At 71.1% G+C, this 17,708-nt stretch carries 16 protein-coding genes and 1 pseudogene; 8 read left to right on the top strand and 9 right to left on the bottom strand.

Translation table 11 applies throughout. The features are described 5' to 3' along the window. Positions 1 to 3: 3 nt before the first annotated feature. On the bottom strand, positions 4 to 1,386 hold the full coding sequence (locus ACZ56V_RS32205) for an esterase/lipase family protein (protein WP_398909275.1): 1,383 nt from the start codon (positions 1,384 to 1,386) through the stop codon (positions 4 to 6). Beyond that, on the bottom strand, positions 1,383 to 5,900 hold the full coding sequence (locus ACZ56V_RS32200; RefSeq protein ID WP_468947173.1) for a peptidase C14 caspase catalytic subunit p20: 4,518 nt from the start codon (positions 5,898 to 5,900) through the stop codon (positions 1,383 to 1,385). The genes ACZ56V_RS32205 and ACZ56V_RS32200 overlap by 4 nt, the downstream gene beginning before the upstream one ends. Positions 5,901 to 5,959: 59 nt before the next feature. Between ACZ56V_RS32200 and ACZ56V_RS32195 the strand changes: the two genes are divergently transcribed. Beyond that, a complete protein-coding gene (locus tag ACZ56V_RS32195) occupies positions 5,960 to 6,949 on the top strand; it encodes a translation initiation factor 2 (protein ID WP_352176248.1) in 990 nt (329 codons plus the stop codon). A 225-nt stretch (positions 6,950 to 7,174) separates the two neighbouring features. Here ACZ56V_RS32195 and ACZ56V_RS32190 read toward each other — a convergent pair. The 4 genes and pseudogenes from ACZ56V_RS32190 to ACZ56V_RS32175 all read right to left on the bottom strand — a co-directional run. Next, positions 7,175 to 7,453, bottom strand: a pseudogene (locus ACZ56V_RS32190) (SDR family NAD(P)-dependent oxidoreductase); the annotation flags it as partial. Between the two features lie 10 nt (positions 7,454 to 7,463). Then, entirely contained in the window at positions 7,464 to 7,685 is a 222-nt protein-coding gene (locus ACZ56V_RS32185; RefSeq protein ID WP_467383733.1) for an SDR family NAD(P)-dependent oxidoreductase, read from the bottom strand. Continuing rightward, a complete protein-coding gene (locus tag ACZ56V_RS32180; RefSeq protein WP_467383731.1) occupies positions 7,682 to 7,984 on the bottom strand; it encodes a hypothetical protein in 303 nt (100 codons plus the stop codon). The genes ACZ56V_RS32185 and ACZ56V_RS32180 overlap by 4 nt, the downstream gene beginning before the upstream one ends. A gap of 244 nt (positions 7,985 to 8,228) precedes the next feature. Next, positions 8,229 to 8,456 (bottom strand): hypothetical protein, encoded by a 228-nt coding sequence (locus ACZ56V_RS32175; RefSeq protein WP_467383729.1) that lies wholly within the window; start codon positions 8,454 to 8,456, stop codon positions 8,229 to 8,231. Between the two features lie 306 nt (positions 8,457 to 8,762). Between ACZ56V_RS32175 and ACZ56V_RS32170 the strand changes: the two genes are divergently transcribed. Then, positions 8,763 to 9,644 (top strand): SCO2400 family protein, encoded by an 882-nt coding sequence (locus tag ACZ56V_RS32170; RefSeq protein WP_468947259.1) that lies wholly within the window; start codon positions 8,763 to 8,765, stop codon positions 9,642 to 9,644. A gap of 12 nt (positions 9,645 to 9,656) precedes the next feature. Here ACZ56V_RS32170 and ACZ56V_RS32165 read toward each other — a convergent pair whose 3' ends face one another. Then, the gene (locus ACZ56V_RS32165) at positions 9,657 to 10,634 is read right to left on the bottom strand and encodes a helix-turn-helix domain-containing protein (protein ID WP_468947171.1); all 978 of its coding nucleotides are present in this window, start codon (positions 10,632 to 10,634) and stop codon (positions 9,657 to 9,659) included. A gap of 140 nt (positions 10,635 to 10,774) precedes the next feature. Here ACZ56V_RS32165 and ACZ56V_RS32160 point away from each other — a divergent pair, with 140 nt between their 5' ends. Next, positions 10,775 to 11,500: an SDR family NAD(P)-dependent oxidoreductase gene (locus ACZ56V_RS32160; RefSeq protein WP_467383725.1), complete on the top strand. Its 726-nt coding sequence runs from the start codon at positions 10,775 to 10,777 to the stop codon at positions 11,498 to 11,500. A gap of 196 nt (positions 11,501 to 11,696) precedes the next feature. On the opposite strand, the gene ACZ56V_RS32155 is transcribed toward ACZ56V_RS32160, so the two are convergent. Continuing rightward, positions 11,697 to 12,665, bottom strand: coding sequence for an AraC-like ligand-binding domain-containing protein (locus tag ACZ56V_RS32155; protein WP_467383724.1), 969 nt, complete (start codon positions 12,663 to 12,665; stop codon positions 11,697 to 11,699). Between the two features lie 488 nt (positions 12,666 to 13,153). On the opposite strand from ACZ56V_RS32155, the gene ACZ56V_RS32150 reads away from it, so the two are divergent. Further along, positions 13,154 to 13,918, top strand: a complete 765-nt coding sequence (locus ACZ56V_RS32150) for a hypothetical protein (protein WP_468947169.1) — start codon at positions 13,154 to 13,156, stop codon at positions 13,916 to 13,918. Between the two features lie 78 nt (positions 13,919 to 13,996). After that, positions 13,997 to 14,440 (top strand): peptidase inhibitor family I36 protein, encoded by a 444-nt coding sequence (locus ACZ56V_RS32145; protein WP_467383721.1) that lies wholly within the window; start codon positions 13,997 to 13,999, stop codon positions 14,438 to 14,440. Positions 14,441 to 14,878: 438 nt separating this feature from the next. On the opposite strand, the gene ACZ56V_RS32140 is transcribed toward ACZ56V_RS32145, so the two are convergent. After that, complete coding sequence (locus tag ACZ56V_RS32140; RefSeq protein ID WP_467383719.1) at positions 14,879 to 15,262, bottom strand: winged helix-turn-helix transcriptional regulator; 384 nt, start codon at positions 15,260 to 15,262, stop codon at positions 14,879 to 14,881. 101 nt (positions 15,263 to 15,363) lie between these two features. Between ACZ56V_RS32140 and ACZ56V_RS32135 the strand changes: the two genes are divergently transcribed. From ACZ56V_RS32135 to ACZ56V_RS32125, 3 genes are all read left to right on the top strand, one after another. Next, on the top strand, positions 15,364 to 15,765 hold the full coding sequence (locus ACZ56V_RS32135) for a RidA family protein (protein ID WP_468947167.1): 402 nt from the start codon (positions 15,364 to 15,366) through the stop codon (positions 15,763 to 15,765). A gap of 222 nt (positions 15,766 to 15,987) precedes the next feature. Then, on the top strand, positions 15,988 to 16,413 hold the full coding sequence (locus tag ACZ56V_RS32130; RefSeq protein ID WP_398909294.1) for a MarR family winged helix-turn-helix transcriptional regulator: 426 nt from the start codon (positions 15,988 to 15,990) through the stop codon (positions 16,411 to 16,413). 98 nt (positions 16,414 to 16,511) lie between these two features. Continuing rightward, positions 16,512 to 17,402, top strand: coding sequence for an NmrA/HSCARG family protein (locus ACZ56V_RS32125; RefSeq protein WP_468947165.1), 891 nt, complete (start codon positions 16,512 to 16,514; stop codon positions 17,400 to 17,402). The last annotated feature ends 306 nt before the right edge of the window (positions 17,403 to 17,708 follow it).

Raw genomic sequence — 17,708 nt, 5'->3', positions numbered from 1 at the left:
GTCTCATACCGCCAGGACCGTCACGTCTGTGCGGTCGTGGCCCTTGGGCCGGTCGACCAGTGCCTCGACGACCCAGCGTCCGGGGGCGGCCTCCAGTTCCGCGCGGTAGCGGTCGGTCTCGTACGGGCGGAAGACGAGGGGCTGTCTGCCGGGGCGGCCCGAACGCCACATGAAGGTCCGCAGGTTGCGCCGCAGCAGGTCGTGCCCCAGGACTTCGATCACGAACGGGCGGTCGGCGGCGACGGGGTCCCGTGGCAGGTGCAGCACGATGCCCTCCTCACCGGCGAGTGTGCCGCCGGGCGGGCGTCCCGCACGGATCGCGAGCATCGCGTCCCGCAGTGCCGGGCCGCCGGCCAGGTCCGTGTTGCGCATGCCGGTCCACAGCATGGGGGACGTGCCGGTCCAGCCCGCGACGGCCGACGGGCGCGGTACGGTCCCGTCGCCGGGCCCCGGCAGGCTGCCGGTGATCCGCGCCCCGTCGCAGGAGAGTACGAGCGCTTCGGGGCTCGGGAAGCCGACGCTGCCGAGGCAGTGCACGGTGTAGGGGAGGGGGCCGGCGCGCCGGTGTGCGTCGCATGCCGAGCGGAACTCCTCCTGGAAGGCCAGTGCCTGGCGGATCGCGTCGCCCGGCAGTCCGGGGACCGGGTAGCGGCTGTCGGTGATCCACCGTTCGCGCGTCTTTCCCTCAACCCGCACGGCGGGGTATCCCACCGGCAGCATCTCGGCGACCGCCGGCAGGTTGACCGCCCAGTCGCGCAGTGTCTCGTTCAGCCGCGCGGCCACGTCCGTTCCGGAGCCCGCGGCTGCGGGGACCGCGTGGCCGGCCAGCAGCCGGGCGGCCTGGACCAGCCCCTGCTGCGGGGTGCCTAGGGTGACCAGGGTCCGGGCGGTCTCCCGGCCGCCCTCGCACTCCAGGTAGTGCCGCCCGATCAGACCGCCCGTCGCATGACAGACCAGAATGACACGCGGATCGTCGGGCCGGTCCGGGTAGTACGCGTCGGCCTCGGCACGCCACCGGTCGAGTTCCCGCGCGACCCTTGTCTTCAGCTGCCGTGCCACCAGCCGGTTCGACAGCCGCCAGTCGTAAGTGAACGGCACGAACTGCGCGTCGGGCGGGTCGCCGAGGGCGGTACGGATATCGGGATAGCCCATGCAGGACAGCAGCCCGGGCACGGAGTCCGGGACCTGCAGCAGCGTGTCGGCGTCGAGACGGAAGGGGGCCTCGGGCGGTTCATCCCCCAGCCCCGGGGGGAGGGCCACCTCGGTGAGTGCCGCGGCCGCCGAGCCGATCAGCTGCTCACCGCACCGCGCCCAGACGTCCCGGCCGTCCCGGCACAACCGTGTGCCCAGGAACCCCGGCACGAAGACCACCAGATCGTGTCTCATGCACCCTCTCCCCGTCTCCCGGTGCCGAAGAACGCATGCGGCAGCCGGATCAGATCGCAACGGTCCTCTCCCTGCAACGCCACCACCACACCCTCCGGGTCCAGCGCGGTACGGACGGCGTGCACGCCGTACCCGCGCGGAGCAATCCCCGGCCCGTCCAGCCATTGCCGGGACCAGAGGTCCCATGCGCGGGACACCGTCTCCGGCATGCACAGCAGCAGCACCGGCCGCTCCACGGGCCCGGCGAACACCAACGACCTCACGTCGGGGAAGTCCCCCGGCAGCCGCTCCGGAGGGTGGACGCTCTCGTCGCCGGAACAGTCCTTGACATACACGCTGCCGTGATCCGCCCAGGCCAGCACGGGCATCGAGGCGTCGTCCTCGTCGTCGTACAGCTCCCCGAGGGCGACGCAGGAGGGGCCGGCCGGGAGCAGGACGCGCTGCTCGACGCCCCGCGCGCCCTCGGTCCAGACCCGCAGCTGGTCACTGAGGTCAGCGGCCATCCAGTGCGTACCGTCCCGCAGGACCCGCGTGTCGATCCCGCAGAACCCGCGGTCGGCCCGGATCTCCCGCACCGCGATGCCGGCGGACGAGACATCGGCAGGCACCTGGTGGCGTACCAGCCGCCGGCCGTCGGCCACGCTCAGCCGCAGCGTGCCCGCGTCGGGTCCGGTGGCCAGGCTCAGCGCGCGGGCCGGCTGGCCGGCATCCCCGCCCAGCGGGATGTCCCGGTGGGTGATCAGTGCCAGGCCGTCGTCCAGACGCCACAGCCGTACGGACCGGCCGGCCGCGGCGGCCACCGTCCAGCCGTCCGCCGCCCGCACCGCGGCCACCGCCGTCACCGTGTGCCCGTCGTGGGCCAGTTCCGTAGCAGCGAGGGCGGCAGGATCTTCCTGCCGCGGCCGGGAGACCCTGATCCGGTCGTGCCAGGCCCGGCACAGCAACGGCGGACCGTCCGGCACGCCGGCCAGGGCGAGGACCGGACGCTCGTTGCTCGGCCGCCGCTGGATGCCGTAGCCGGCCTCCAGCGCGGGCATCACGTCCACCACCCGGATGTACGGGCCGTCGGCGACCGCGAGCAGTCCCTGGCCGCCCGGATCGAACGCCATGGCGCCGTCCCTGGGGGCGTTCAGAGCGAGCGTGGCCTCACGCCCGGGCCGCCCGGCGGACCAGATCCGGACGGCCACCTCCTCGTATCCGGCGAGCAGCAGCTCATCGCCGTACCGTCCGAAGGCCAGGCCGCGCGCGTCGGAAGGGTAGGCGGCCACCTCCGTCACGACCGGTTCGGGGCCGGGCCCGGCCTCGCACCGCCAGAGGCGCACAGCGGTCCCGTCGGCCACGGCCAGGAACCCCTGCCGGGACGAGAGGGCGAACGCCGCGGCGGCCATCGCGGGCGCGGCCAGCCTCACGCCGGGAGCGGTCAGGCAGGCGCGCAGACCGTCGATCCCGTTGCGGGTGCGGTCCACCTCGAACAGCTCCACCCGCTCGGCACCCGCTGTCAGGACGAACATCCGCCCGCCCAGGGTGAGGGCCGCGAGCTGCCGCACATCAGCCGTACGGACCTCCTTCAGCCGGGTGTCCAGGTGCGTGCCGCCCTGCCAGGACCACACCCACACCCGGTCCCCGTCGGCGGCCAGGGCCACGCCCTGCCCCTCCACCTCGGCCACCGACAGGGCGCGCACACTGCCGCCCCACCGGTACTCCCGGTCGGGCGCCCGGGCACCCGCCCGCCAGAAGTACACGGCCTGATCGTCCCGGGCGACGGTGACCCAGCGGGCTCCCGCGGCCACCTCCCGCACCTCGCTCAGCGGGCGCCCACGCTCCCCGCCCGCCCGGGGCAGCCGACGGGTCAGCAGCCGGGCGCCCGACTCGGGGTGCAGGACCTGGATCTCGCCCCGGCCACCGGCGGCCAGGGTGTCCGCGTAGGCCGCCCCCGCCGCCCCGGGTTCGGCGCGCCAGCTCAGCGCCCGCGCACCGCCCGAGGGCGCCGCACGCCGCCATTCCGGGGGAGCCGGCGGGACATCGCTCCAGTACTCCTGCCAGGGCAGGAAGCCGCCGTCGCCGCGCAGCGCCCGGTACGACGCCTCGCGGTGGCTGATGAAGGCGGTGGCGCTGAGCAGCGCCTTGCGCTCCAGCAGGACCGATGCCGGCAACGGGCCGGACGCGCGGGGGAACGAGCCCGCGACCCTGCCGTACAGCGCGGCCCCGTCGCAGTCCCGGGCCAGGCCCGCCGCGAGCGGCAGCATGACATCGGGGTTCGTACGCAGCAGGAAGTCCACGTCCCCGAACAGCTCCCGCAGCGCGTCCGGTCCCACCTGGGCGGCGTGCGCGCCCAGGTATTCGAGGGTGTACTCGTCGGCTTCGCTCCAGCCGCCGCGGGCGCGGGCGCGGGTGTGCAGCGCGTCGAGCACCCTGCGGTGTGCCTCCCAGGAGGTCAGCCCGGCGTCGGAGAGGAAGAACTCGCGGTAACTCGGATGGGCCAGCTGATGACGGATCCGCCCGGCCGCCTGCCGCGAGCCGACCTTCTGGGTGGCGACGATGCCGCCGTCCGCGCTCCGGCAGACCTGCCCCAGGTCCTCCAGCGTCAGCTCCGGGGAACCGGCCTCGCGCAGCGCGTTGGCGAGCGTCAGCCACGCCTCGTCCGGCGGCAGCCCGGGGCCCTGGACCACTGCCAGCGCCCGCAGCGCCTCGTGGGCCCGCCGCGCGCCCGGCTGCTCGCTCAGATGGCGCGTCTCCTCGGCCAGACGGGCGCGCAGGTCCACGCCGCCGTCCCGCAGCCACGCCAGCAGTTCGGCCTCGGCGGCGACCGTGGCCCGCCGGGCAAGTCCCTCCGCGGCCAGCCGGGCCACCAGGAACGAGCCGTGACTGCGTGCCGCGACGGTCTGCGCCGTCCAGTCGCGGTCCTCCTGGCGCGCATCTCCCCGGTACGGGGACTGCGCGGTGTCCAGCACGGACAGCACCATGGCGGCGATACTCGCGCGCGCCTCCTCGTCGTCCCCCAGGACCACGGGTTCGATGCTGAGCTCCAGGGTGTCCAGGAGCGACTCCTCCCCAGCGGGCGCGGTGGCACGCCGGCGGGGCTGCGACCGGGTGCCGACGACCACCCGGACACCGGGCGTGTTCGCCAGAGGGCTCAGGACGTGGCGGGCGATCGCGTGCGCCTGGTCCGGGAGGGCCTCGTCGAGCGCGTCGAAGAGCAGGTTCACCGAACCCGCCCGCCCGACCAGCTCCTCGAACGCCGCGGTGAACCTCTCCGACGTCACCGGCTCCTCCGGCAGCGGCGGCGCCCCGTCGATGTCCGCCAGCACCTCCCGCAGATGCGTGGCCAGCGAATGGGCCGACTGCCCCCGGCAGCTCAGCGCCGCGTGAATGCTCCCCGCCCGGGGCAACGCCGCCGGGCTCAGGTCCGGGCCGAGCGCCTCCCGCCAGCTCGGCAGGGAGGTGAGGGCCAGCCGGCCGAGCAGCGTGGTCTTCCCCGTACCCGCCAGGCCCGTCACCGCCAGCAGCCCCCTGGGATGGGTGTCCATCCAGCGCACGATCCGGCTCTGCGCTTCCCACCGGCCCGCGAAGTGGCGGCCGAGATGGCTGTTCTCCTCGAGAACGAACTGCTCCGCCTCGATCCAGGGCTTCCGCCGCGTCAGCACGGCCGGCGTGTACACCGGCCGGTCGGACTGATGGTAATGGGGATTGTCGAGGAAGTTGTTGGGAAGCGCCCTCACCTCCCGGCAGTCCGGCCGCTGCGCGGGTTCGTCCAGACCGTCGTCGGCGGCCCGCGCGTCCACGGCATGGCACAGATACGGCAGTGGCAGATACAGCGCGGACGGCTCGAACGGGCGGGCCTGGTCGTCCGCCACGAAGTCCGGCTTCGCCAGGGCTTCCTCCAGCCACGTCACCCAGCGGCCCGCCGACACCTGTGCGTCCGCCCCCGAGGTGCCGATGACGGCGAAGCCCTTCCGCCGGCTCTGCCGTGCCTGGACCACCGCGAAGTCCCGCTCCAGCTCCACGGCGTGCCGCACCGCCTCGCCCAGGGAGTTGTAGCTCTGAGAGGAACAGGCATCGATGATCAGCAGGGTGTCCGTCTCGTGCTCCGGCCGCAGCAGGAACCCCACCAGCTCGAGCAGGGACACGGCCCGGGCGGGGTCGAACTCGCCCGACTGCCAAGAGTCGGCGCAGGCGAGGAAGTAGCCCTCGTCGCCGCGCTGGACGCCGTGCCCCGTCCAGTAGAGGATCTTCCGCTGGGCGCCGTCGGACAGGAACTCCTCCAGCCCGGCCCACAGCTGCCGCCGGTCCGCCCCGCCCCGGTCGGCCCGGAGGGTCCTGCCGAACCCCAGTCTCTCCCGCGCCGTCTGCGTGAAGCGGTCACGGACCTCGGCCAGCTGCGGCCGGCCCAGCCTCTGCCGCTCCGCCTCGTCCGGATGGAGATACTCCGCCACGGCGACCGTGCCCACCAGGGAAGAAGAACGCCGCTCAGCCTTCAGCAACGTCAGCCGGCTGTCCGTGCCGCTTCGTACCATGAGATCGACAGCACCCCCCGAAAGTGTCCACCACAGCCTATTTACCAGTGGAGTTGACGATGCGAGACCGATTCACCGTGGTTGGCCGGGCGACAGGCTGTCATCTCTTCGAAGGAGACGGCACCCGGCCCGTCGACGAGGAGAACATCCACGTCAAGTACACCCCCAAACGTGTGCAGTTCCCCGAGGAGATCGCCGCCTGGCGGCGCTCCATCGAAACGGAGGAGGAACGCAAGGAAGCCGGCGGGCTGCCCCACCGCTGGAACAACGCGCGCTTCGCGGTCGAGCGGGTCGTGGTCACCCGTACCCATCTGGCCGAGGACCCCGTCGTCTCCCTCACCCTGCGGGACGCCGACTACTTCGACTTCCTCACCACCTCGCTCAACCTCGACCGACGCCAGAAGAACGGCCTCACACTGCGCCAGCAGTACCTGGAAGGCAGCGACCCGGCCGACGCGCCCTCCTGGATGAACTGCAGCTTCGGCATCAACGTGGCCCTGGAAACCGGCAAGGACGGCAAGATGCTGTTCTCCCGGCGCAGCGCCCAGGTGGCCGGGCCCAACAGCGCACGGTGGAACTCCTCGGCCAACGAGGGCCTGGCCCAGCAGCACGACCTGCCCCGGGACGGCAGCCCGGTCAGCCTGCACGCGGTGGCGCGCCGTGCCCTCTTCGAGGAGCTGGCCGTGCACGACGGCGACAACACCCAAGTGGAACTCCTCGGATTCGGGCTCGACGTGATCAACCACCAGTGGGCCGCGTTCTTCCGCGCGGTGACGCCCGAGCTCGACGAGCCGACACTGCGCCTGCGCTGGACACGTGGCGTCACCGACAAGTGGGAACACGACCGGTTCGAGTTCGTGGACGCCCGCCCGGAGTCGGTGCTCGGTTTCATCGCCGACGAGCCGGAGGAGCGGTGGACACCCTGCGCCCCGGCCCTCTTCTACCTCGCCCTGGTGCGCGGCGCCGTCGAGCGCGCCGGCGGGAACCCGGCCGCCCGGTTCGCCGTGGAGCGGGCCGAGCAGAGGGTCATGGCGGAACGCGGTCTGTGACTCGGAGGAGGCGACCTGGCGCTGGAGCGCGGCGCGGGCGGTCTGCTTCTTGAACTGGCCTTCGTAGCCGGTGTATCCGGCGTTGCGCATGGTGTCGGTGACCCACGTCGCGAACGCCTGGTAATTCCAGGGGCGCGGCAGGCGCGTCTGCAAGAGGTGGGTGCCGGTGACGGTGACGTAGGAGGCGTCCGGCGAGCACAGCCACACTGCCGCGGCTGCGATCTCCCCGGGGTCCGCCGGCCTGCGCAGCGGGGTCACGACCGCCTGCTCCTCGGCGATCTGCGCGCCGGCCGACGCGACGACACCCTCGAACATGGTGGTCCTCGTCAGCGCCGGGCACAGTGCGTTCACGCGGATGTTGTCCGGCCCCTAGTCGACAGCGGCCACCTTGGACAGGCCGACGACGCCGTGCTTGCCGGCCATGTACGCGGGAGCGCCGGGGATCGCGTACAGGCCGCCGTTGGAAGCGACGTTGACGATCGCCCCGCCGCCCTGCTGCTTCATGCGACGTGAATCACGGCCACCGCACGGAGAACTCATCGCCGATGTCGACGGCCACGGCCCCTGCCCGGCCGCCCTCTTCCTCGATCAGGCCCACGGTCTGGCGGGCGCTGTCCTCGTCCAGGTCGAGCACAGCGACGGCGGCCCCGTTCCGGGCGAACTCGAGGGCAGCGGCGCGCCCGATTCCGCTGCCCGCGCCGGTGACCAGACCGGCCTTGCCGGCGTCACCGGTCACGCCAGCGGCTCGTGGTTGACCCAGACCGCCTTGTACGGGTGGCGGCTCTGCCAGCGCCTGATCAGGTCGACGGCCCCGGGCATGGTGAAGGTCGCGTTCAGGGCGTCGACATCGGCCAGGCGCAGCTGCAGGACGGCGCTGGCGACGGCCACCGGGGCGTGATCGTCGCCCGGGACGCGGATGTGGTGCCGGGCGGCGAACGACTCGACCAGACCGGACTCCGTCACGAGCTGCTCGAACTCCCCGAGGTACTGGTCCAGTTCACTCGCGGGAATCGGATTGTCGAACGCTACGATCATCGTGTGGTGAATCATGCCTCCAGAGAACAGGCATTTCTCACGCCCGTCCAAGATCTATCCGTTCTCGTTCCATGCCTGGTAGGAATGGAGTGCACTCCGGTCGCGCCGCGGCCGCCTGACGGTCGCGCAGCCGGCCCTGTCCCAGGCGATCCGGCGCCCGGAATCCCGGCTCGGAGTGCCTGAAGGCCGAAAACCGTGTCCCGATCCTGCAGGCGGACCACCGGCTCGTGTTGGCCTTCAATCCCTACGCTGCTGTACCGGGCCCGGCTTCCCGCGGGTCCCCGCTCGGTCGCGTCAGCCCCTCGTCCACGGGCAGGCGCCGGGCCGGCTCCGTCTGGTCCAACTCGTAGTGGTGCCGGCATTCCTCGCACCGCACCCCGTCCACCAGTACGCCGGTCTCCTCGGTCTCCCCGTTGGGGCAGTCCGAACCGTCCCCGCGCCCCGTACATGCCTGCACTCGCGCATCCGCCATACCGTTGAGCGTGCGCCGGGCCCGGACAGGCCGGGGAGTGGGCGTACAGGGGCGCACAGGCGTACAACACCGGTTGCATCACCCCAACACCCGCGATCTCGGAGCCGGGGCCACCGGCGTTGTGGCCCCCTTCCTTCATGCCCATGGAATCGTCGCAGGAGCGTCACACGGGCTGCGCACAGCCTTGCGAAAGTCCCGTTAGCGTGACTGGCTGCTCGATCCCCGTGTGAATCCCGCGTATTGCAGCCAGGCCGTGGCCCAGGTGAGCCGACGGTGCAGTGGAACAGGAAGACCGGTAGACCGCAGATGGATTACTGCTCCTCATGTCGTCGGCACCTCAACGGCGCCCTGGTGTGCCCCGGGTGCGGCGCCTACGCCCCGGACATCGACCCGCACGCCGGCGGAGATACCGGGGTCATAGGTGACACAAGTGAGACAGGTGGCATCGGTGACGCCGCAGGCGCGGGGCCGCGCGCCGCCTGGCCCTCGCCCGCCATCGAGCCCGCCCTCGCCCCCGTGTCCGCGCCCGTCCCTCGTATCGGCACTGGTGCCGCGGACATCGATGTCGCGGACGGACCGCCCACACGGCAGACGGGGCGGGCGGCCCGTCGCCGCCAGCTGGCTCGCTGGAAGAAGAACAAGCGCCGCGCAGTCCTCGCGAGCGCAGTCGCCATCGTCGGCGGCGGTCTGACCGTCGCCTCGGTGGACCGGCACTCCGAGCACCGGGCCGAGGCCGCCACCGCCTCGGACAACCGGACCCCGTCCGTCTCGCCGGAGCGGACCCCCGGGCAGGGGCCCCCGACGACCACCGCACCGACCGCCCCGGAGCGGGCACAGGGGCGGGTGCCCGTCTCAGGCCCGGCGCAGCCGCAGTCGCGCCCGTCGACGGACAGTGCCGAGCCGCAGCAGCCCGTAGGGTCCCGGCACCGTTCGACGGCCACGACCCCGCCGCAGAGCGACGACACCACCCCTTCCGGGACCACCGACGTCCCGACGACCGCACGGCCGCGGCCGAACACCACCGCCCCCGCCTCCGGCGACACGCCCCCGGAGGACACGAGCCCCGCGACGCGGCAGCCGCCGGCCACCTCCGCACCCGGCGACGGCAGCGAGGAAGCGCCCCGGACACCACCCGCGGCGGAACCGTCGTCGCCGCAGCTCTGTCTGCTGGTGGTATGCCTCGGCTGACCCGGGGCGTCCCTACCGTGGGCGGGTGGCGGCGCCGGCCCCGCACAGCTGCGTGGCATCCGTTTCACGAGCAGCGGTCGCGGCGTAGTCGGTCGGGGTCCGGCCGTAGTACGTGCGGAAGGCGCGGGCGAAGTGGCCGCTGTCGGCGAACTGCCAGCGGGCGGCTATCTCCGTGACGGTCATGCGCCGGTGCGGTGCGACGAGCGCGCGGCATGCCTCCTCGAGGCGTCGGCGCCGGATGTAGGTGCTCAGCGGTCGGCCTTCCCTGGCGAAAGCCCGTTGGAGGGTGCGCGGGGAGACGTTCAGCTCCCGGGCGAGAGCCGAGGGGGACAGGGCGGGGTCGGTGAGCCGGCGGTCGGCCAGTTCCCGCGCGGCTTGGGCCAGGGCCGGAGCCAACAGGGGCTCCACGTCGTCCAGGCCGCCCCCGGCGGCGGCCCGGGCCAACTCGGCCAGGGTGCCGCGGGCGGCGTCGACCCCGGCCGGCCCGAGACGGTCCAGCATCCGGCCCACCATGGCGGCGTGCGCCGTCAGCAGCCGCACCTCGGCGGTGTCGCCCGGACCGGAGGCCGGCCCGCCCCGTCCGGACCGCACCTCTGCGGCGGGCAGGACGAGTACCTGCACGACAGTGTGTGGCGCCGCGGAGAAGTGGGACAGCCTGCCCCTCTGTACCAGCAGGCGACCGGCCGGTGCCGTGTGCTCGGCACCTCCCGGTTCCTCGAACCGCCAGGTCCCCCGGTGGACGATCCACAGGCGTACGTGATCGTCGGCCCCGACCCGTCGGCCCGCCGTCCGCAGGGCGGCCGCGGTCTCGAAGCGGTTGAACATCATGTCCCGCACCCGGAACCCGCGGGACCGCGCCGAGAAGTCGGACACGGTGGTCCGGCGGAAGGGCGCCAGCGCGAAGGTGTCGCCCATCCGGCTCCGCCACTCGTGTGCGAAGTCGCTGAAGGCGTTCGCGCCGCTCACGTCTGCCGAGAAAGTGCCGCTCATCGTTGTCGCGAATCTCCCGTTCGGGCTGACGCGCCGGTCCGAGGCGCCGAGACCACACGCTTCCTACCGTTGTTCCGGCATGCATCGAAGATCCGACATCCGCGGTTCGGAAGTCGATACAAGGATAACGAGGTGGGGAATTGAGGACGCTCGCGATCGTGGGCGCAGGCCCGCAACTGGGGCGCGCGATCGGCCGGCGGTTCGCCGCCGAGGGGGTCGACGTGGCGCTGATCGCCCGCAGCCGTACGACGCTGCAGGCGGTGGCCGACGACCTGTCCGACATGGGCGTGCGGGCCGAGGCGTTTCCCGCCGACGTGACCGACCGTCCCGCTCTGCACGCGGCGCTCACCGCCGCCGAGGAGCGGCTGGGACCGATCGACATACTCGAGTACTCGCCCGCGCCGTCCCCGGCCGACCTGCGCCGGGCACCGCTGGTCGAGGCCACGAAGGTCACCGTCGACTCGGTTCTGGCCCAGCTGGACCTCTATCTGCTCGGGGGCGTGGCGGCGGTGCAGCACGTCCTGCCCGGCATGCTGGAGCGCGGCACGGGAACGATTCTGATCAGCAGCGGGGCGGGGTCGGGGCCGGTGATCGCCCCGCACGTGGCGAACGTCCAGATCGCCACCGGCGGGATGCGCAACTGGATCCTCAACCTGCACGCGGCGCTGTCCGGCACCGGCGTCTACGCCGCGCACGTGGCGATCGCCGCCTTCATCGGCCAGGGGGGCCACGACTCCCAGCCGCAGACGATCGCCGACGCCTATTGGCGGCTGCACACCGGACGCACCGAAGCCGAGCTGGTCATCCAGGATCTGCCGGACGACTACCTGGAACAGGGTTTGGCGGACAAGTTCGTCGAGCCCTGATTGGCCGGCGGCTGCACGGGAGTTTCTTCGCGAGGGTGAACCCGACCGAAGAAGGCGAACGTACCGCCAGTGGTCACGCCGCCGTAGCGGGGCCGGAGCATGGGGCCGGGCAGCACGCGGCATGGGCGCCGAACCGCGAGGTGGGTGCGACTGGACCGTCCGCGGCCGGACTGGCGGAACGACCGCAGGGGCACCCTCACGTGCGGAAGCGGCCGCGGTTCTGCTCGCGCCAGGCACGGGGCGAGATGCCGTACGTCCGTTTGAACACCTTGCTGAAGTGGGTCGCGTCCACGAAGCCCCAACGTCGTCCTACCGCCGCGATGGTCCGCAGCCGCCCGTCCGGACCGGCCAACTCCCGCCTGCATTCGGCCAGGCGGCGCGTGCGGATCCAGTCTCCGAGACTGATTCCCGACCGGGACAGCACAGTGTAGAGATGACGTACCGAGATGTCGTGTGCGGCGGCGATCCATGCCGCCGACAGTTCGGGGTCCGCCAGATGCTCCTGGACGAAATGAGTGATCCGCAGACTGAGGCTGGCCTCCATCGGCGCTCTGGCCAGGTCGGAGCTGCCCCGCTGTGTGGTCAGGAGGGCGCGGAGCAGTTCGATGCTGGGTTCCGCGACGGCGTCGGCGTGCGCACCCTGATGCAGATCGTCGCTGAGGGCCAGTTGGGAGAAATAGGTGAAGGCGAGGCGCGCGACGGGATTGTCGGCTCCCAGGGCGACCGTGGTGCTGTCCCGTAACAACCGGTCGGGGAGCGCGAGCGCGGCACGTGGGAAACGCAAGAAGTGGTGGTCGACCCCCTCGTCGAAGAGGAGGGTGTAGGGAGCGATCGATTCGTAGACGGCGAGTTCGCCCGGCCGCAGCACGCACTCGCGACCGTTCTGTGCCACCAGGCTGGTGCCCGACACCTGAAGGCCGAGGAAGACGGCTGGCTCCTCATCCTCCCGGGCCAGCTGCTCCGTCCGACGGATCGTGACCGCGGTCGCCCGCGCCGAACAGATCCGCAGGGGCCCCACGGCGCCGAGTCCTATGCGGACGGCGATGTCCGCAGCCGCAGGTCGGTGGTCGATGTCGACTGCCACCACGGATTCCCACACCGCGTTCCGGACCACTTCCTCCCGGTCCCGCGGCGGGACGTACGCCGTGTCAAGGACCGGGCTCATGCGACAGCCCTCCGCCTGTTCCGGTCACAGAGCCGGCCTGGCAGCCCTCAGCCCGTTGCCGCACACGTGCCCCCTCGCCGCGTCGGGTTCCTGACATCAGTGTGTCGAAGGCCCGCCAGGTCGTGCAACGACTTCAACGGCCACACGCGCGGCCGGATCTCGCTGCTGCGGCGCTCCCGCGATGCGGCGCACAACTGACCAAGTTCCCTGCACGGATGACACATTCCGAGTCCCGTGATGACCCTAAGGTCCATGGGCAGGACCGGATGAATCGCTCGTCGAAGGCGGCTCGGAAGCCGCGTCAGCCGTAGGGAGCGCATCACATGAGGCGGACATTCTCCTTATCCGTCGCCGTCATGGCGGCTGCCTGCATCACGGCGGGCTGTGGCGCGGGACAGGAGGGCACGGCCAACCCGGCAGCACCATCGCAGGGGGACATGGTGTCGATTTCGGACAGTGAGCTCCGGAACCTGACCGTACCCGAGGAGATGGAAATCGAGTACGCCGAGTACGCACTCGTCAAGGAATGCATGGAGAACGAGGGATTCCCGTACTGGGTGGGTCCGGTGGCGAGTGCCGACGCCCGGAAAGCGGGGCGCTACGTGATCGACGACATCACGTGGGCGAGGAAGTACGGCTACGGCCGCCCCTTCGACGAGGCGGCCGAGAAGGAGCGCGGTGAGCACCCCAACGTCCGGTACCCGAACGCGCTCCCGAGGAAGGACCGCATCCGCTACAACACGGCCCTCAACGGCGACTACGACGACGTCCTGAGCGTGGACCTGCCGGCCGGAGGCTCCATCGAGACCCCTCGTGCGGGCTGCTGGGCCGCAGCCCGTACCCGCCTCTACGGAGACCTCGCGGCCTGGTTCAAGGCGAAGAAGACCGTCACGAGCCTCACTCCGCTCTACGTCCCACGTATCCTCGCCGACGAGCGGATGAAAAAGACGGTCGGCGCGTGGTCGCACTGCATGAAGGAGGCCGGCCGGCCGTTCTCCTCGCCGGACGAGATCCGCGAGAAACGCGCCGCGAACACCGAAGGAATGAGCTCGCGGCGGGCCCAGTCCTACGAGGTCGATCTGGCGGTGGCCGAGGCCACGTGTGCCGTAAGGACGAATCTCGGAAAGACCGCGCGCCGACTCGAGCGTGAGTACCGGTCCCCCCTGCTGAAGAAATACGCCAAGGAGAACGCCGCCTACCAGCGCATGGGGCTGGCCGCCCTCTCCCGAGCCCGGGATCTCACCGGCGAGTGACGCACAGGTGTCCGCGGCACAGCGGCCGCGGATGAACGAACACCCGACACACACCGACACATGAAGGAGCACCACCTCATGCGTAAGGCTTTCGCTGCCCTCACGACCGTCGCCGTGGCATCCCTGGGCGCCCTCGTCCCCGCGACCTCCGCCCAGGCGGCGGATTGCTCCGACGCCATGGCCGGCGCGTACTCCGGTTACATGTACGCCTACGACAGCACCAACTGCAACGGCCACCTCGGCCACGCGTCCGGCGACGACTCCAACTGGGGTGACTCCGCGCTGAGCTTCCAGGGGGGCGACACCAACAAGGCCTCGTCGATCCTGAACAACGGCAACAGCTACGAGGTCAAGTTCTACAACGGCACCGGCTACAGCGGTGGGCACATCTGCCTCAGTCGGTCCGAGGGCTGGGCGTCCAACCTGTCCGACGACGACTACAACACCGGCGCCTCAGCAAACAACAGCATCAGCAGCCACGCGTGGGCCAGTGCCTCCAACTGCTCCAAGTGGGCGGTGTGACGACAGCGGCGCGGGGAGACCGACCGCGCTTCCCGCAGGCCTGAGCCGGCGCGGCCCGCCGGCCTGTTCACCGCGGGCCGCAGTGTGCCACCGGCCGGGCCCCGGAGCCGGGCCGGTGGCACATTGCGGCCCGGTGGTGTTGCTTTGCTTCCCGGCCGGACGAGGGCCACGCGACACCGGAGATACGGCGGACCGCATGCCCCGGATGACGGCTGTGCCCAGGCGCAGCACGTCCACGGCAGTCCCCGCTCGCGGTCCGGCACCTTCTTCGCCGGGGCCCGGCCGGTCGTGGTCGAGCCTGTGAGATGTCTGTTTCTGAACCTGCGCCACAGGATGGCTCGGCAGCCCGATCAGGCGAAGCGTCGGGCACTTTGGTGTCCACCAACGTGTGATCGATCAAGGAATCACGCAACGCGCGAAGGTGCCGCTGCATGCCCGTCAGGCGTCGAAACGGCCGCGCGCCTTCTCGATGTGACCGAGGTGCTGGTGGGTCCAGCCGCATATGGCGTCGACCGCGGTCAGCAGGGCCCGGCCCGGCTCGGTGAGGGTGTACTCGACTCGCGGCGGCACGGTGGGGTACACCTTCCGGTCGACCAGGCCGTTGCGCTCCAGCATGCGCAGGTTCTGGGTGAGCATCTTGTGGCTGACGCCCTCGACCTCGTTCCGCAGCTCGCTGAAGCGCAGGGTGTGCTCGCCGAGCGCCTCGATGATCAGGAGCGCCCACTTGTTGGCGACGTCCGAGAAGATCTCCCGCGCCAGGGAGTCCGCGCGCCGCAGGTCAGCGTCCTCGGGCAGGCCCTTGAGCAGTTGCTTGGTCACCATCAGGTTCCTCAGTCACCGAAAAGTGCGTTCTTCCAGGTCAGCCGTCACTCTCCTACAGTTTCCGAGTAACTGCAAGAGAGCAGATCGAAAGGGAGAATACCGTGGCAACCGTTGATTCCTTCACCTTTGACGTGCCGGCCGAGAGCGACTTCGGCTACTCACAGGCGGTCAGGTCCGGCGAGCTGATCCACGTCTCCGGACAGCTCTCCTTCGACGAGGCCGGCGAGTTCCTGCACGCCGGCGACTTCGCCGCTCAGCTCAAGCAGACCTACGCCAACATGGACAAAGTCCTGGACCACTACGGCGCCACCCGGAACCAGGTCGTCTCACAGACCCTCTACGTGGTGAACCTGCGGCAGAACGCCGCGGCGACGGCGGAGGGCAACCTGCGGTACTTCGGTGACCACCGCCCGGCCAGCACGGTCTTGGGCATCACTGACCTGACCCTGCCCGGCCAGGTCATCGAAATCAGCTTCGTCATCGACACGAAACTGCCCGCCTGAGGCATTTCCCTCGCAGGTCTTGCGCACCGTCCGCCGGGCAACTCGGTCAGCAGCAGTTGGCCCCCGTGCCCGGGCGTGGCCAGCCAGGAGGCTGCCGGCGGTACTGTCATCACCCGCATTGTGGGACGAATGCCAATGGCCGAGCACAGAAGGCCGGTCAGTGCGAACTGCCGGCCCGCGACGAGTAGGCTGATCATTCGACATCGGACCGGGGAGGTCGGCGTGGATTATGGCGACAAGCTCTTCTGGCTCTCGGTGGTGATTCAGCGCAAGTACGCGCAGGTCTGCGCCGAGTTCGACCTGACCCCTTCGCAGGCCACGCTGCTCTGTGCAGTCAGGAACGAGCCGCGGCAGATGGCTGACCTCGCCGCGGCGTTGGGTATGACCAAGAACGCATTGAGCCAGCTGGTCGATCGCACCGCGCGGCGCGAATTGGTCGGCCGGGAAAGCTCGGCGCAGGACCGACGGGTCGTCATGCTCAGTGCGACGCCCACGGGGAAGGTGCTCGGTGAGGCCGTTTACGCCGAGGTCGCCAAGCGCCTGCCCGAGATCGCGGCGAACCTCGACGCCGACGACCAGCGCGACTTCGAGCGCGTGGCCACCGCCATCGTGGAAACCTCGGACCTCTCTCCGCCCGCCTCGAACTAGACCAGCACACCGTGAGTCCACGCTACCCCCACACCTTGACGATGTTCATGCCGTGAACTAGTTTCGTTCACGGCATGAACTACTGAAGGGTGGCAGCGATGAGCACACAGCTGACCGGCACGATCGCAGTCTTCGGCGCGACGGGGCAACAGGGCGGGGCGGTGGTCGACGCGCTGCTGGACCACAGGGCGCGGGTGCGGGCTTTGGTCCGCAACCCGCAGTCCGACCGGGCTCAGGCGCTGGCCGCCCGCGGCGTCGAGCTGGCGGCCATCCGGGTCGACGACCCGGCGTCGCTGGCCGCCGCGCTGGCGACGGTCGAGGGGTTCTACTTCATGACCCCGGAGGCGAACAGCCTCGAAGAGGTCGAGGCGGAGATCCGCGTCGGTACCGCGCTCGTCGACGCGGCGGTCGAGGCGGGCGTACCGCACGTCGTGTTCAACTCGGTCTTCGGAGCGGACCGGGAGTCGGGTGTGCCGCACCACGACTCGAAGCACTCGATCGAGGAGCACCTGAGGAAGTCCGGCCTCAGGGCCACGATGGTTCGCGCGACCGCCTTCATGGAGAACTTCGCGAGCGTGATGGCACCGAGCCTGGAGCATGGGGAGATCGTGCTGAGGTTGCCGCTGCCGGAGGACGTCGGCCTGAAGATGGTCTCGGTCAGGGACATCGGCCGGGTCGCCGCCGCGCTCCTGCTCGACACCGCGGAGGCGCCCGGCGGAGTCGTCGAGCTCGTCGGCGACGAGCTGACGGGCCCTCAGATCGCTGCGGCGTTCGGCGCGCGCGCCGGGCTCCCGGCACGGTACGAGGTCCTCCCGTTGAGCGTGCTTCCCAACGATCTCGACAGGGCGATGTTCCGTGAGTTCGCGAAGGCGGCGGAATACCCTTCGGACCTCGCGGTGGTGCGCTCGATCGAGCCGGCCATCCTGGACCTGGTCGAGTGGATCCGAGCCACCGGCTGGACCGCGCCCGCAAACGGGGCTGTTTCCTGAGCTTCCGGCCGCGATGAACGCCCCGATCGTGCCCACGGTCTCGGCGCTCTGGGCACGGCGACGCATCCGCCAACGGTTGAAGTGATCACGAGGCTCCCGGGGCGTGCCCGGGGCCGACACCGGCACACTGGTTGTCGAGAGGCCGCCGGTCGACGGCGAGGTAAATCTCCGGTAGGGGTGGCCCGGTGTGGCGCCCCCAGTATCAGGGGCGCGATCACCACGGGCACGGAGACCGCCAGTCTCCCCGGGGTGGAGGGGTGTCCGTGGTGTTCGGCGGCGTCCAGAGCCTCCCCAGGCCGACGCGGC

It is taken from the genome of Streptomyces sp. NPDC034099, assembly GCF_055575415.1.
The sequence above is the reverse complement of the archived record's forward strand: the minus strand, read 5'-3'. Positions and strand labels throughout refer to the sequence as shown.